This is a genomic window from Nonomuraea aurantiaca, assembly GCF_020215705.1.
GTDB lineage: Bacteria > Actinomycetota > Actinomycetes > Streptosporangiales > Streptosporangiaceae > Nonomuraea > Nonomuraea aurantiaca.
Genome location: NZ_JAIWNB010000007.1, coordinates 107,588 through 122,117, shown reverse-complemented (window position 1 = coordinate 122,117; position 14,530 = coordinate 107,588). Strand labels below are relative to the sequence as shown.

15 protein-coding genes are annotated in these 14,530 nt (G+C 70.5%); 7 read left to right on the top strand and 8 right to left on the bottom strand.

Going from position 1 to position 14,530, the window contains the following annotated elements; all coding sequences use genetic code 11:
• Nucleotides 1-133: 133 nt before the first annotated feature.
• Nucleotides 134-598, bottom strand: a complete 465-nt coding sequence (locus tag LDL49_RS18730; protein ID WP_225292374.1) for a universal stress protein — start codon at nucleotides 596-598, stop codon at nucleotides 134-136.
• A gap of 59 nt (nucleotides 599-657) precedes the next feature.
• Here LDL49_RS18730 and LDL49_RS18725 point away from each other — a divergent pair, with 59 nt between their 5' ends.
• The gene (locus tag LDL49_RS18725) at nucleotides 658-1,023 is read left to right on the top strand and encodes a hypothetical protein (RefSeq protein WP_225292373.1); all 366 of its coding nucleotides are present in this window, start codon (nucleotides 658-660) and stop codon (nucleotides 1,021-1,023) included.
• On the opposite strand, the gene LDL49_RS18720 is transcribed toward LDL49_RS18725, so the two are convergent.
• Nucleotides 984-1,613: a DUF998 domain-containing protein gene (locus LDL49_RS18720; RefSeq protein WP_225292372.1), complete on the bottom strand. Its 630-nt coding sequence runs from the start codon at nucleotides 1,611-1,613 to the stop codon at nucleotides 984-986. The two genes, LDL49_RS18725 and LDL49_RS18720, sit on opposite strands and share 40 nt — an antisense overlap.
• A 173-nt stretch (nucleotides 1,614-1,786) precedes the next feature.
• On the bottom strand, nucleotides 1,787-2,725 hold the full coding sequence (locus LDL49_RS18715) for an anti-sigma factor RsbA family regulatory protein (protein WP_225292371.1): 939 nt from the start codon (nucleotides 2,723-2,725) through the stop codon (nucleotides 1,787-1,789).
• Between the two features lie 180 nt (nucleotides 2,726-2,905).
• Between LDL49_RS18715 and LDL49_RS18710 the strand changes: the two genes are divergently transcribed.
• A complete protein-coding gene (locus tag LDL49_RS18710; RefSeq protein ID WP_225292370.1) occupies nucleotides 2,906-3,475 on the top strand; it encodes a DUF1707 SHOCT-like domain-containing protein in 570 nt (189 codons plus the stop codon).
• Here LDL49_RS18710 and LDL49_RS18705 read toward each other — a convergent pair.
• Entirely contained in the window at nucleotides 3,445-4,554 is a 1,110-nt protein-coding gene (locus tag LDL49_RS18705) for an aromatic ring-hydroxylating oxygenase subunit alpha (RefSeq protein WP_225292369.1), read from the bottom strand. The two genes, LDL49_RS18710 and LDL49_RS18705, sit on opposite strands and share 31 nt — an antisense overlap.
• 194 nt (nucleotides 4,555-4,748) lie before the next feature.
• Between LDL49_RS18705 and LDL49_RS18700 the strand changes: the two genes are divergently transcribed.
• Together LDL49_RS18700 and LDL49_RS18695 are read left to right on the top strand one after the other, a co-directional pair.
• Nucleotides 4,749-5,129, top strand: a complete 381-nt coding sequence (locus tag LDL49_RS18700) for a DUF8711 family protein (protein ID WP_225292368.1) — start codon at nucleotides 4,749-4,751, stop codon at nucleotides 5,127-5,129.
• A gap of 124 nt (nucleotides 5,130-5,253) precedes the next feature.
• Entirely contained in the window at nucleotides 5,254-6,711 is a 1,458-nt protein-coding gene (locus LDL49_RS18695) for a DUF2079 domain-containing protein (protein WP_225292367.1), read from the top strand.
• Here the strand turns inward: LDL49_RS18695 and LDL49_RS18690 are convergent.
• From LDL49_RS18690 to LDL49_RS18680, 3 genes are read right to left on the bottom strand one after another with little or no spacing between them, the layout of a single operon-like run.
• Complete coding sequence (locus tag LDL49_RS18690) at nucleotides 6,697-7,158, bottom strand: SRPBCC family protein (RefSeq protein WP_225292366.1); 462 nt, start codon at nucleotides 7,156-7,158, stop codon at nucleotides 6,697-6,699. The genes LDL49_RS18695 and LDL49_RS18690 overlap by 15 nt on opposite strands.
• Nucleotides 7,155-7,397, bottom strand: coding sequence for a hypothetical protein (locus tag LDL49_RS18685; protein WP_225292365.1), 243 nt, complete (start codon nucleotides 7,395-7,397; stop codon nucleotides 7,155-7,157). Before LDL49_RS18685 ends, LDL49_RS18690 begins: the two co-directional genes overlap by 4 nt.
• Before the next feature lie 54 nt (nucleotides 7,398-7,451).
• Nucleotides 7,452-8,534: a glycosyltransferase family 4 protein gene (locus tag LDL49_RS18680; protein ID WP_225292364.1), complete on the bottom strand. Its 1,083-nt coding sequence runs from the start codon at nucleotides 8,532-8,534 to the stop codon at nucleotides 7,452-7,454.
• 39 nt (nucleotides 8,535-8,573) lie between these two features.
• On the opposite strand from LDL49_RS18680, the gene LDL49_RS18675 reads away from it, so the two are divergent.
• The 3 genes from LDL49_RS18675 (at nucleotide 8,574) to LDL49_RS18665 (ending at nucleotide 13,950) form a co-directional block, all read left to right on the top strand.
• Nucleotides 8,574-9,392 (top strand): PIG-L deacetylase family protein, encoded by an 819-nt coding sequence (locus LDL49_RS18675; protein WP_225292363.1) that lies wholly within the window; start codon nucleotides 8,574-8,576, stop codon nucleotides 9,390-9,392.
• Nucleotides 9,393-9,441: 49 nt separating this feature from the next.
• Nucleotides 9,442-10,497, top strand: a complete 1,056-nt coding sequence (locus LDL49_RS18670) for a lysylphosphatidylglycerol synthase domain-containing protein (protein ID WP_225292362.1) — start codon at nucleotides 9,442-9,444, stop codon at nucleotides 10,495-10,497.
• Nucleotides 10,498-10,578: 81 nt separating this feature from the next.
• Nucleotides 10,579-13,950: an ATP-binding protein gene (locus LDL49_RS18665; protein ID WP_225292361.1), complete on the top strand. Its 3,372-nt coding sequence runs from the start codon at nucleotides 10,579-10,581 to the stop codon at nucleotides 13,948-13,950.
• Here the strand turns inward: LDL49_RS18665 and LDL49_RS56975 are convergent.
• Nucleotides 13,919-14,437 carry a hypothetical protein gene (locus LDL49_RS56975; protein WP_263655226.1) on the bottom strand — a complete coding sequence of 173 codons (519 nt, stop codon included), beginning with the start codon at nucleotides 14,435-14,437 and terminating at the stop codon, nucleotides 13,919-13,921. The two genes, LDL49_RS18665 and LDL49_RS56975, sit on opposite strands and share 32 nt — an antisense overlap.
• Between the last annotated feature and the right edge of the window lie 93 nt (nucleotides 14,438-14,530).

The following is a 14,530-nucleotide window of genomic DNA, read 5'->3' as shown; positions in this document are numbered from 1 at the left end:
AGGGCCTCGAACAAGACGTCGTCGGTGGAAGCCCCTACGGGGCCATCATCACCAGTCGCGACGTCATGCGCTCATCGTAACGTTCCGGATGGAACCGGCGCACCCGAAAATACGCACCACACCGGCGGCTGAACTACTCCGGCGCGGGCACCACCAGCACCGGCCGGCTCGCGTGGTGCAGCACCCGGTCGGACGTGCTCCCGAGCAGCAATGACTTCACTCCGCCCTGCCCCCGCGTCCCGGTGACGATCAACATGGCGCCGAGATCCTCCGCCGTGTCCACGATGGACGACCACACGGCGACCGCGTCCAGATCGCACCGCGGCGAGGCGTCGAGTCCCGCCTGTCTGGCCAGCTCCGCGCCCTGTGCCGCCAGCTCCCTCATGGCCTGCCCGACGGCCTCGTCCTCGGCGGGCGAATCGCCGATGGTCATCATCATCCCGGCCGACGCCCGGGCCGAGGCCATGGCCAGGCGTTCCCACACGGTCAGTACGACGGCGCGCGCGCCGGGCATCAGCGTGCCCGCGAAGGCGATCGCCGCCTTGGCGTCGTCCGAGCCGTCGTACGCGATCAGAATGGTCTTCTCAGCTGCTTCCATAGCCGAGGTCCTATCCCCGCCTGGCCGTTTCACGCCCACGAGCTGGGTAGCCAGCGGGTATGACAGTCACACAGTTCCACGATCTGCCTCTCGCCGACCGTGACCGCGAGTGGGACGCCGCGGCGGCCGAGAAACGGGTGCGGAAGTGGGCGGACGCCGAGAACGGGCCCACTGGGAAGTACCGGGATGCCTTCCTCTGGTACGACAGCGACGACGCCGACGAGTTCGGCGCCTACAAGCTGCCGATCGCCGACGTCGTCGGTGGTGAGCTGAAAGTCGTCCCGCGGGCCGTGATCGCCGCGGCCGGGGTCGTGGACGGCGCCAGGGGCGGGGTCAAGATCCCGCAGGGGGACATCGAGCGGGTCAAGAAGAACCTGGCCAAGTACTACGCCAAGATGGGCGACACGCCACCCTGGGAGCGCTGAACCGCGGGCTTGAGCATCGACATCCCGGCCAGGGCCAGCACCCCGATCTCGGTGAGGACCACGACCCGCTGGGTGAGTCCGGCGGGGATGTCGTCGTTGGACAGCTCGATACCGAACATGCGCACCACGTACGGGACCACGACGAGCAGCAGCGCGCCCAGCGCCACCGCGCTCAGCACCCGCACGGCCCTGGCGTACCGGATGCGCGCGTTGGCCAGCAGCATCCCCGCGGCCGGCATCACCAGGAAGGCGGCGAAGGCGGCATATCTGTGGATGCCTCCCGAGAGGGAAAGCGGCACGCCCGGACGGTCCGTGGGAAAGGCGCCGATCAGGAACATGCTCCCGCCCCATGCCAGCAGCAACAGGACGACCCAGACGCTCGCGCCCGTCCGGCGCAGCGCCTCGGCGATCAGCGCCGAACCGACCGCGAACAGCGTCAGCGAGGTCGGCAGCAGCCATCCCAAGGGCTGAAAAGCGTACTCACTGATCACACTGTGCAAGGGGTCCAGCCCCGATTCCGCGTGCAAGGTGAGCATGGCGCCGGCGCCGGTTCCGATGGCCGCGAATCCACTGACAAGCAATGCCTTCATGCTTCAAAGGTCGTGGAATACGGGCTTCCGGAGTATCGGAGATCGACCCGAACAGGCCCTGAAGCGCCCCTTAATACCTAGGTCGTAGAACTTCGGATACCGGCCCGCTGACCTGCGGGAATCCGCCCCTGGGTCGAGCCCGCCCTATCAGGGTTGGTAGGGCCAGCGGTACCTCAGGGATGGAGTCGTGGACCGGGCAGGTCGAAGTAGGCCCTGATCACGGTGGCGCCCGCTCGCGTGTGCACGCGGACCAGGTCGCTGAGCAAGTTGACGATCAGCAGGCCACGCGAACCGGGAGTGCGCGGATCCACCGGCATCCGCCCGGCCAGCGGGTCGAGGATGTGGCCGGAGTCGCTGACCTCGCACACCAGCCGGTCGGCTTCGGCCCAGACCCTGATCAGCCCGGAGCCGCCGCCGTGATCGAGGCTGTTGGCGCCCAGTTCGGCGACCGTCAGGCGGATGTCGTCGAGCCTGGACCGGCTGAATCCGAGCTCGGCGGCCCGCCCGGCGGCCAGGCCGCGCGCGGCGGCCAGGTTGGTGTGGTCGAAGCGGAGCGAGAAGAAGTCGGCGGGCTCGTCCAGCGGCTGGTTGTGCCCGTCGACGACCTTCTGGGGCGCGTAGTCGCCGCTGAGCCACTCGCCGGAGCCGTCGCGCAGCACGGGATGGGTCTGCTCGGCCTCGCGGATGACCTCGGGGTCGAGCCCGTCGAGGTCGTACGGGCACAGGATCGTGACGTGGCGGCCGGTGAAGGCGTAGTTGATCAGGGCCTCGTGCTGGGCGCAGGCGGGATATTCCGTCACCGTGCGGCCCGGCCAGATGGGCTCGCCGATGATCCGTACGTGACCCACGGGGTGGCGGTCCGCGAACTCGCGGAGCACGGCGGGGATGATGCGTCCGGGATTGCGGCCGGCGCTGGTCATGTCGAGCAGGAGCACCTCGTCGGCGTCGCGCCCCAGACCGGCCTCGATCAGGGCGAGATTCCGGGGCGGAACCGCGACGGCGACCGGCTCTCCCGAGCTGAGCCCCTCGCGGATGAAAGCCGTGGTGGCAGCCACATACTCCCGATCGCCTCGATAGAAGAGTGCCGGGTGTACGAAGGGGTCTGCCACCATCACACTTCAAGCTACCCCGCCATGAGGTCTTTACGGCAATCCGTTGGGTATCCATGTGTTATGAAGAGACTCCAGATCGTCCGGCCGACGAAGCCCTCCCCCCGGCCGCTCCCTCTCGATCTGCGTACGCCCTCCGGCCGACGCCTCCCGTTCTGAAGCGGGCGAACCTATGCTCGGAACATGTCGGATTTACAGATGCGCGTCTCAGATGCCGACCGTGAGCGTGGCGCGCGAAAGCTCCAGGAAGCGTTCATGGAAGGCCGTCTCACCCAGCTGGAGCTGGAGGATCGGCTCGAACTCGCCCTCACCGCGCGAACCTACGGCGATCTGGCCGGACTGACCGCCGATCTGCCGGCTGACGGGCCCGCGGTGGACGGGCCCGTCGTTGACGAAGTGGTGGAACTGGAGTCCAAGAACGGCCACATCAAGCGATCAGGCGACTGGGCGGTTCCCCGTCGGCTCAGGATCGCCTCCAAGTACGGCAGCGTCGAGCTCGACCTGTCGGAGGCGGTCATCTCCCATCCGGTCGTCGAGATCCACCTCGACCTCAAGTACGGTTCGGCCAAGATCGTGCTGCCGGACGGCGCCGCGGCCGACATCGACAGGTTCCGCACGGAGTGGGGCAACACCGTGACGTCGGAGGTGCCGGGCCGACCTCAGCCGGGAGCCCTCTATCTGGTGGTGAGCGGCGAGGCGAAGTACGGCAGCCTGGCGATCCGCTATCCGCGTAAGCGCTGGTTCACCCACTGATGGAAGATCGCGATGTGGTGCTCGCTCGGCACCAGCACCCCGCCCGCCCGGTAGGCGCGTGACGACATACCGGGCTGGGTCCGCTCGCAGGCGGCGAAGTCCTGCTCGTTGACCCGGTGGAACAGCTCGACCGAGAGCGACAGGTCGGCGCCGGAGGCGACCACGTCGGGGTGATACAGCCAGTCGCACTCCACGATCGTCCGGTCGGCGGCCAGCGGCACCATGCGGTGCAGGATCACGTGGTCGGGCACCAGGTTGACGAACACCTGCGGCTTGACGGTGATCGCGTAGTAGCGCCGGTCCTGCTCGGCCGACACGTCGGGCAGCTTGCCGAACCCCGGGCTCCCGTCCAGGGTGAACCCCTCGGCCCGCTCGGCGAACTCCGCTCCGTGGCCCACGTAATACTGCGCGGCGTAGCCGCCGGCGAACTCGGGCAGCACGGCCGTCAGCTCCGGGTGGATCGTGGCGCAGTGGTAGCACTCCATGAAGTTCTCGACGATGAGCTTCCAGTTGGCCTTGACGTCGTACACGATGCGGCGCCCGAGGTCGAGCTTGTCGACGTGGTAGTGCTCGATCATGGCCGGGTCGCCCAGCCGCTCGGTGGCCGCGCTCGTCACCGTCTCCTCGAACGAGGGCGGCTGGTCGGCCAGGCAGACCCAGGCGTAGCCGAGCCACTCGCGCAGGCTCACCGGGACCAGCCCATACTCCACCCGGTCGATGTCGGGCATCTTCGCCAGGTTCGGCGCGGCGGCGAGGCGGCCGTCCAGGTCGTACGACCAGGCGTGGTAGGCGCACCTGATCGTCCGCCTGACCTCGCCCGCGTCCTCCAGGCAGAGGCGGGCGCCGCGATGCCGGCAGACGTTGAGGAAGGCGCGCAGCTCGCCGTCGCGGCCGCGGACCACGAGCACGCTCTCCCTTCCGACCTGGACCGTCCTGAACGCCCCCGGCCGGGCCAGCTCGCCGGACCGGACCGCGCAGAACCAGAGGCTCTCGAAGATCTTGGCCTGCTCTTCGGCGAACGTAGCGGGGTCGGTGTAGGCGTGGCCGGGTAGCGTGGAGATCAAGCTCGATGTGGTCAACCGGCACCCCTTGTTGCGCATTACGCACCGAGTTGCTCTATATGCGACATCGTCTGGTCGGCCCCAGGGGCTGTCAAGAGCTGGTCGCCCGCTTTACAACGACTTGATACTGATGGTGCTAGTGGGGTGCAAGCACTCGTCAAGGTTTACTCCATAATGTCGCTTCGTTCGCTAACGCAACGAAGGGCACGAAAATGACTCCCCCTCGTCGTCGCATCGCCATCGCGATCGCGACGCTTTCTCTTGCCGGCCTCACCACCGCCTGTGGTGCCATCGGCAACGCTGTCGACTGCAACCAGGTCGGCACCGACGTAACCAAGATCACTCAGGAGTTCACCACCTCCATGAGCGGCGCGGCCACCGATCCCAAGGCGATCGAGAAGGCCAGCCAGGAGACGGCCGGCAAGCTCAAGACGCTCGCCTCGAAGTACGACGGCGACCTGGCCGGGGCCCTGAACGACCTGGCCTCGGTGTTCGAGAGCATCAAGATCGACATGAAGAACCCGGCCTCCGCGACCGAGGGTCTGTCGAAGATCCCGACCATCGAGGCCAAGATCAAGAGCGCCTGCGGCTGATGAACCATGGCCGCCGCGCCGCCCGCGGGGGGCGGTGCGGCGCGGCGGCCTTGTCGCGTACGCGGTCCAGGGGGAACTTTTCCGCGAACGCGATCAGGGGGAAATCGGTCTACGCTTGCTGCCCGTGACGGGGGAAGCTCTGGCAGCCGGCGCTGCCCGTTGGACGGCCCGGATCACGCCGAACCGCCTGCGCGTCGGGCTGATCGCCGTGGTCTCGGCCGCCGTCTATGCCGTGCTCGGCCTGGTCAAGCTGGCCACCTATCGCGCCAGCACGTTCGATCTGGTGATCGTGGACCAGGCCGTGCGCAACTACGCGCACTTCCGGCCGCCGTACATCCCGATGGTCGGCGCCTTCCACGACCGGGGGCTGGACTACCTCCAGCTCGCCGACCACTTCTCGCCCATCTACGCGCTGCTGGCGCCCTTCTACTGGATCCATGACGGCCCGGCCTCGCTGATCGTGGCCCAGGCGCTGCTGTTCGCCGCCGCGATCCCGTTCATCTGGCTGTTCACCAGGCGGATGCTGGGCACCGCCCCGGCCTATCTGGTCGCCGTTGCCTACGCGCTGTCGTGGCCCGTCGCGCAGGCGATCGCGTTCGACGCGCACGAGGTGATGTTCGTCCCACTGCTCACCGCGATCATGATCGAGCGCTACCACGCGGGGCGGCTGCTGCCCGCGTTCGCGGCGATGGGCGCGCTCCTCCTGGTCAAGGAGGACATGGGGCTCACGGTGATCGGCTTCGGCCTCTACCTCTTCCTCACCGGCGACAGGTTCCGCGGGATGTGCTGCGCCGCGATCGGCCTCGGCGGGGTCATGCTCACCCGGGGCGCGCTCATCTCGCTGCTCGGCGGCCAGAGCGCGGACTTCTGGGCCTACGGCCACCTGGGGCCCGACGTGCCGAGCGCGATCCTGACGCTGCTGCGTGACCCGCTGAACGCGCTGCTGCTGCCGTTCAGCGAAGAGACCAAGGTCGACACGCTGTTCCTGCTGGCCTGGCCGACGCTGCTGCTCTGCCTGCTGTCGCCCCTGTCGCTGGTCGCGCTGCCGCACGTGCTCGAACGCATGCTGTCGGACCGCGAGCCGTGGTGGCGGGCGGACTTTCAGTACAACGCCTTCACCGTGGTGATCCTGCTCCTCGCCGGGGTCGACGGGCTGTCCAGGCTGCTGCGCCGGATCAAGCGCGCCGACGACCGCTCGCTCAAGCTGGCCTGGTCGGCGGGCGCGCTCGTGGTCGCGCTCACCCTGGTGCCGAAGTTCGCTCTGGACCAGCTCTACCATCCGGCCTTCTACAAGGCGGAGGACATCAGGACCGAATCGGCCGCCGCGGCGGTGGCCACGGTTCCCACGGGCGTCACCGTGGAGGCCGCCAACTCGCTCGGCCCGGCGCTGACCTCCCGCACCACCGTCCTGCTCTGGAGCGGGCAGCCGCGCGGCGCCGCGTGGGTGGCGGCCGACACGGCCCGCTGGCAGTTCCCGTTCGGTTCCCCCGACGATCAGCGCGCCCAGGTGGACCGGCTGGTGACCGAGGGATATACGAAGGTGTTCGACCGCGATGGTTACGTGGTGCTACGTCGTACGTGACGAGGCTTCCGGTCCGAAGCGGGCGGCGATATCCCGCTCCCATGCCGCGAGGAAGGCCGAGTAGCCGTCGGCGAACTCCCGCAGCTCCCGCTCCCCTTCCGGCGAGAGCGCGGTCAGCTCGTACGTGACCCGCACGGCGCTCCCGCCGCCGTCGCCTTCGCCAACGGCCACGCTGACGGTCCCGGCCCGCGAACCCGGCGTCACCCGCGCGTACGAGACACGCCGCCCGCTCTCCCTGCCGAGCACCACCCAGGTGGTCCGCTCGCCGTGGGCGTCGGTCTCGAACACGGTGCCCGGCTCGCTGTCGTCGTCGGCGGGGACGGGGAAGCGGGGCAGCCAACCGGCCACCCACTCCTCCTCTCCTCGGGGCGTGAACAGCCGGAACGCCTCGGCAGGCGGCAGCGCCACCGCGATCTGCCCGCTGAGCCGCACCTGGGCCCCGCTCACTTCTCCACCATCCGGTGCGCGTCGGCGGCGGTCAGCGTGAGGCCGTAGACGGCCTTGAGCTGCTCGATCTTGCCCAGCGTCTCGGGTGTGAAGGGCGCCTGCCCCTCGAAGGCGTGCAAGGCGATCCCCTCCACCAGGTCTCCCAGCGACATGTCCAGATATTCGGCCAAGCCCTTGAGCACCTTGAGCAGGTTGCGCTCGAGCCGCAACCCGGTCTGCGTGCGTTCAACTGTTACCATGGTAACAATGTACATCCTAAGTCAGCACGGAACAGCCCGCCTGACCCAGACTGCTTATCCGATGGCCTCCGCGTACGCCCGGTCGAAGCCCGCCAGGACGGTCGGCCAGGTGCCCGCCGACGGCGGGACGGCGCGATTGTGGGCGATCATGCGCTGCCGCAGCTCGGGATCCGTGGCCAGGCGGGCCACGGCGGCGGCCAGGTCGCCCAGGCTGCGGCCGAGCAGCCCCTCCGTGCCGTGCCGGACGAAGTCGGCCACCCCGCTCTGCGCCCGCGCCACCACGGGCAGCCCGGCGGCGCGGGCCTCCAGCGCGGCGATCCCGAACGACTCGCGTGGCGCAGGCGCCACGAACACGTCGGCCGACTCCAGCACCTTGGCGATCTGCTCGCGGGTGTAGCGTCCCGGCAGCGAGACCCAGCCCGTCATGCCGTGCCTGGCCAGGTAGCGCTCCATCTGGGCGCGGGCCGGGCCGTCGCCGATCACCGTGGCGCGCAGCGGAACGCCCGCGGGGACCCGGGAGCGCACCATGTCGAGCAGCTTGAGCAGCCGGACCGGCTGCTTGCGCGGCGCCAGACGGCCCACGGCCACGATGTGCACCTCCTCGCGCGGCTCCGGCGGCGACCCGGAGAACAGCCGCCAGCCCGACAGGTCGAGGCCGTTGGACACCACGTGCACGGGCACCCCCTCCCCCGCGACCGACCGGATCGGGGCCGCCGCCGCGTTGCTGACCGTGGTGGCCACCAGCCCCCAGCTCTGCCAGCCGTAGACCAGGCGCAGCAACCGGTAGACGCCGCGCGTGACGGGATCCCACATGCTGTGCACGGTCACGACACAGGGAATTCCGGCCCTTTTCGCGGCCCGCACCCCCATCCAGGCGAACGGCGAGACCGCGCCCATGTGGACGTGTACCACGTCGGGCCGCGAGGAGGTCAGCCGCCGCCTGAGATGTCCCACTCCGAACGGGTGGACCGGCAGGTCGAAGGGCATCCTGGCGACGATCCGGTGCACGCCGGGCAGCGCCTCCCCCTGGGTCGCGGTCGCCACATCGACGGCGTGGCCGGCCTCGCGCTGCGTACGCACGAGGTCGGCGACCTGAACCTCGATCCCCCCGAGTCGCGGCAGGTAACAGTCACTCACGTGAAAGATCCGCACCCCTCCCAGACTAATCTGGGCGTTGTGCCTCCACGTACCGCTGTGTTCTTCCACGCCCATCCCGACGACGAGGCCCTGCTGACGGCCGGCACGATGGCGATGCTCGCGGCCGAGGGACACCGCGTGGTCCTCGTGGTGGCGACCGCCGGCGAGCGCGGCCTGGCCGAGATGGGGCCCGGTGAGGAGTTGCGCGCGACCCGGCTGAAGGAGCTGTACGAGTCGGCGGCCCTGCTCGGCTGCGCCCGCGTCGAGTGCCTCGGCTATGGCGACTCGGGCCTGAGCCCGCAGGGCGGCAGCGCCGAGGAGCGGCCCGACGACGCCTTCATCGACGCCGACTCCGAGAAGGCCGCCGGGAAGCTGGCCGCCATCCTGGAGGAGGAGCGGGCCGACCTGCTGTCGATCTACGACCCGGCGGGCGGCTACGGCCATCCCGACCACGTCCAGGTGCACCGGGTGGGTCGGCGCGCGGCGGAGATCGCGGGCACGGCGGTCGTGCTGGAGGCGACGGTCAACCGCGACCCGCTGGTCAGGCTGCTGAAGCTGGCGGGGAAGTTCTACCGGTTCCCGCCCGAGTTCGACGTACGGACCTTCGAGAGCGCCTATTCGGCGAGTGAGACGATCACCCACCGGGTAAATGTCCGGAAATATGCGAAACAGAAGCGGGCGTCCATGTCCGCGCACGCCTCCCAGGCGACCGGCGGCGACAGCGACCGCACGCTGGCCGTGATGCTCAAGGTGCCCGGCCCGCTCTACCGGCTCGTCTTCGGCACCGAGTGGTACGTACGGCGTGACCTTCCACCCGGCACCCGCCTCAGTCATCCTCTGGACCAATGGCCGAAATGATTCTCCAGTATGATCCGGGCCGCCCCCGCGACCGGCAGACTGGACCCCGATGAAGAACAGATGGCTCCAGATCACGCTGTCGGCGCTCTCCCTGGCGCTGGCCCTGGCCCTCGTGGTCTACCTGCCGCAGATCGTCCACACGCTGACCGGCAAGCCCGTGTCCTGGCGAGAGATCGGCGCGCTCTTCCACAGCCTCAGCGTGGGCACGATCGCCCTGATGACCGCGTGCTGGCTGCTGAGCCTGCTGGCCTACACCTTCGTGCTCACCAACTCGCTGCCGGGTCTCAACAACCTGCAGGCGCTCTCGCTCAACGCGGCGGGCAGCGCGGTGAGCAACCTGCTGCCGTTCGGCGGCGCGGCCGGGGTGGCGCTGACGTTCGCGATGACCAGGGGCTGGGGGTTCGCCAACCGCTCGATCGTGGTGATGACCCTGGTCAGCGGCATCTGGAACACCCTGTTCAGATTCATCCTGCCCGCCGTCGGCATCATCGCGCTGCTGGCGGCCGGCAAGGCGCCCAACCCGACGGTGGCCAGGGCCGGCTGGGTGGGCGCGGTGTCGATCCTGGCGCTCTGCGTGATCGTGGCCGCCGCCCTCTACTGGGACCGCGCCGCCGCCCTCCTGGGCAAGGGCCTCGACTTCCTCGTCCGCCTGCTCAGGCTGAAGTTCCACGCCTCCGAGGCGCTCGAGCGGCTGCGCAAGGACACCGCCGAGATCGTGAGGTCACGCTCGATCGGCCTGTCGCTGGCCATGATCTTCTTCCTGGGCTTCCAGTGGGCGATCATGGTCGTCTGCATGCACGCCACCGGCGCCTATCCAGGGCTGGCCCAGTCGATCGCCGTCTTCGCCCTGTCGCGCGTGCTGACCAGCGCGCTGGTCACGCCGAGCGGCGCGGGGATCATGGAGAGCGGCGTGGCCGCCCTGCTCTACGCCTTCGGCGTGGCACCCGCCCCGGCGACGGCGACCGCACTGCTTTTCGGCTTCTGGACTTACACTATCGAGATCCCGTTCGGCGGCCTCGCTCTAGGCGCGTGGGCGCTACTGCGCAGGCGCAACGCCAGGAACGCCGACGCGGAGCCCCCGTCCGCGATCTCGAAGGCCCCCTAGTGACAATCCCAAACCGAACAGGCGTTAATCAATCACGGCCCTTGTGCCTGATTCGGAAGCCCGCATAGCGTGGCGGCTGACATGGTGGCGTTCCGAGTTCTGGGGCCAGTCGAGGCGTACGAACACGACGACGAACTCGACCTCGGCGGGTTGCGGCAGCGGGCCGTCCTCGCCCGGCTTCTCGTGGCCAGAGGTCAGGTCGTGCCGGTTGACACGCTCCTTTACGACTTGTGGGATGACGACACGGCCAAGGGAGCCCAGTCGGGGCTCCAGGTTTACATCTCCCGGCTGCGCCGGGTGCTGGAGCCGGGCCGTCCGCGTGGCGGGCCCAACCGCTTGCTGGTGACCGTCGCCTCCGGCTACGCGCTGCGGGTGGCGCCCGACCAGGTCGACGCGCTCAAGTTCGAGCAGTTGGTCAGGGCGGCGGGCGAGCACCTCGAAGAGGGCGATCCGCAGTCCGCGCGCGCCCGCCTGGAGAAGGCGCTCGGCCTGTGGCGGGGCACCCCCTACTCCGACTTCGCCGACCAGCAGTGGGCGGAGGCCGAGGTCAACAGGCTGACCGAGCTGCGGCTGGTGGCGCGCGAGCGGCACGCCGACACCGGGCTGCGCCTCGGCCTGCCCGCCGAGACCGTGCCCGACCTGGAGGCGCTCACCACCGAGCACCCGCTGCGCGAGGAGGGCTGGCGGCTGCTCGGCCTCGGCCTCTACCGCTGCGGCCGGCAGGGCGACGCGCTGGCGGCGCTGCGCCGGGCCAGAGGCATCCTGGCCGACGAGCTGGGCATCGACCCGGGGCCGGCGCTGCGCAAGCTGGAGTCCGACATCTTGGCCCAGGCGCCCGAGCTGGAGCTGAGCATCGCGCCGCGCCCGTCCAGGCCCGTGCAGACGCCCACCGACACCTGGCCACCCCGGCCCGCCGCCGCCCCGGTCGAGCCGCCGCCGCTGGAGCCCGAGCCGTTCGTCGGCCGGGACGCCGAGCTGGCCAGGCTGACCACGGCCGCCGCCCGCACCGGCAGGTTCCAGGTGGCGATCGTCGCGGGCGTCGCGGGCGCGGGCAAGACCACGCTGCTGCGCCAGCTCGACGGCAAGCTCACCGGCGACGGCTGGATCACTGCCTCCGGCGCCTGCCCCGACTCCAGCGCGACACCGCCGGGCTGGGCGTGGGTGGAGATCCTGCGCGCCCTGGTGGGGATGACCGGCGCGGGCGAATACGCCCAGCTGCTGGCGCCGCTGCTCGACGACGCCGACCCCGATCCCGACGACGACGAGGTGTCCGGCGGCTTCCGGCTGCACCGGGCGGTCGGCGGCTACCTAGCGGGGGTGGCGCGGCGCGCGCCGGTGCTGCTCACGCTCGAAGACCTCCACTGGGCCGACGACCAGACGCTGGCGCTGCTGCGCGCGCTGCCCAGCCTGCTGGCCACCAGCCGGGTGCTGCTCGTGGTCACCTGCAGGGAGAGCGAGCTCGACGACCGCCAGTCCGACGTGCTGGCCGCGCTCGCCCGGCTCGGCCCGGTGCGGGTCGGGCTGTCCGGCCTCGACCCCAAGGCCGTGGGCGAGCTGGTCAGGGCCACGTGCGTGCGCGAGATCGACGAGGACGCGGTCGAATCCATCGTCGAGCGCACCGGCGGCAACCCGTTCTTCGTGCGCGAGACCGTACGCCTGCTCGACTCCGAGGGGGCGGCCGACCGGGCCAGCGCGGTCGAGGTGCTGTCACGCGTGCCCTCCGGAGTGCGCGACGTGCTGCGGCGGCGCATCTCCCGGCTGCCCGCCGGGGCCCAGCAGATCCTGCTGCAGGCGGCGGTGATCGGCCGCGACGTCGACGTCGACGTGCTGGTCGACGTGGCCGGCGACGAGGACGCCGTGGTGGAGGCGGTCGAGGCGGCGCTGCTGGCCGGGCTGGTGACCGAGCCGGGGCCCGGGCTGCTCAGGTTCGATCACGACCTGGTGCGCGACACGATCTACTCCGACGCGTCGCGGCTGCGCCGCACCCGGCTGCACGCGGCGGTCGCGGCGGTCATCGAGCGGCGCACGCCGTCCGACGTGGCGGCGCTGGCGCACCACTACTTCCTCGCCGACGCCGCCGAGAAGGCCGTCCACTACGCCGGGCTGGCCGCCGAGCAGGCCGAGCGCAGGTTCGCGCACCGCGAGGCCGCCACGCTGTGGGAGCAGGCCATCGCGGCGTTCGACCGCACCGGCGGCGACACCAAGGACCGGCTGCAGCTCATGCTCCGCCAGATCCGGGCCCTGGCGCTGTGCGGCGACATGACCGCGGCGCGGCTGCTGCGCCGCCAGGCCATGGACTCCGCGCTGCCGCTGGGCGACCTGGAGATCACCGCACGGGTGGCGGCGTCGCTCGCCGTACCGCACAAGGGGATGGCCCGCGACTTCACCCGCACCGCGTGGGAGATCGTCGACGTCACCGAGAAGGCGCTGATGGAGCTCCCCGAAGGGGAGCAGACGCTGCGCGCGAGCCTGCTCACCACGCTGGCGCTGGAGCTGGAGGGCTCCTCCTCGCCCGAGCGGGGGCGGCAGGCGTCGCTGGAGGCGCTGGAGCTGGCCAGGCAGAGCGGCGACCCGACGCTGCTCGCGGCGGCCCTCAGCGGGCGGCTGCGCCAGTCCTACGACATCCCGGCGGTCGACACCCGCGAGAGCATCGGCCGCGAGCTGCTGGAGGTCGCCCAGCGCTCCGGGCAGATGGCCACGCAGGCGCTGGCCCACCTGGTGCTGCTCGAATGCGCGGCGGCCCGCGGCGAGTTCGCCGTCGCCGACGAGCACGCCGCCGCGGCCGACCGGCTGGCCAGACAGTACGACCTGTCGGCGCCGGCGGCCGTCTGCGCCTGGTACTCCGGTCAGCGGCTGATGATCGCCGGCGACTACCGCGGCGCCGAGCGGGCCTACGGCGACGCGGCCAGGATGACCGAGCGCGCGGGCATGCTGGAGGGCCGCCAGGACCTGCCGCTGATCACCACGTTCTGCCTGCACCTGGTCGACGGCCGGGCGGCCGAGACGGTCGAGTTGCTCGCCGCGGCCCATCAGCGGGGCGCGAAGTGGACCCTCGACGCCTACGCCCTCGCGCTCGCCTCCGCGGGGCACGTGGCCGACGCCAAGGCCGTGGCCGCCGTCCGCCCGCCGGTGCGGCCCGACTTCCTGTACGAGCTGGCGATGACCTGGCGGGCGCTGGCCGGGATGCTGCTCGACGACCGCGAACGGATGATCGACTGCTACGACAAGCTCAAGCCGTTCGCCGACCGGATCGCGGGCGCCGGCACCGGGGTCGTGGCGCTCTGGCCGGTGGCCCTGACGCTCGGCGACCTGGCGGTGCGGCTGGGTCAGCCGGACGCGTCGCGGGCCCACTACGAGAAGGCGCTGGAGGTGGCCGAGCGGGTCGGCGTGCCGCGCTGGGTGGAGGCGGCGCGGCGGTCGGTCAGCAACTCACCTGGAAGCGCTCGCTCTTGATGGTCTTGGAGCCCTCGACGGTGAGCTCGACGCGATACCAGCCTGGATTGTTCGAGATGCTGGGGGTCCACCGCACGGTCTTGCTGTCGCCGGCGAAGCCGTCGTAGAGGACGAAGTAGGGGTGCCAGGTTCTGGTGCCGGGGTTCCAGCGGGCCAGCTGCCAGTCGTACAGAACGGTGTGGTCGGGCTCGGGGTTGACCACCGCGCTGCGGGCCACGAACGTCTTGACACACCCGGCCTCGCCCGGCAGCGCGCTGACGCTGATCTTGCCCGGCTCGGCGGCCTGGGGCGTCCGGGGAGTGGTCGGGGAGGTGATGGGCAGCTCGCGGGCCGACAGGGTGACCGTCTGCGCCGGGTCCGGCGCGGAGGCGGCGGTGTCGTAGGCCGAGAAACCGACATAGGCTCCGGTGAAGGCGAGGGCCGCCACGAAGAGCTTGGCCGTGCTGGCCGTGCCGGAGGCCAGAACCGCGGTGCTTCTCGTTGCCATGATCAACACTCCTTCTTGCTCACCTACAGTGGTACGCGAAGGTGGTTGAACCCTGGTTGTCGGCGAGTTGCACCCTGCTGTGGCGACGGCTCG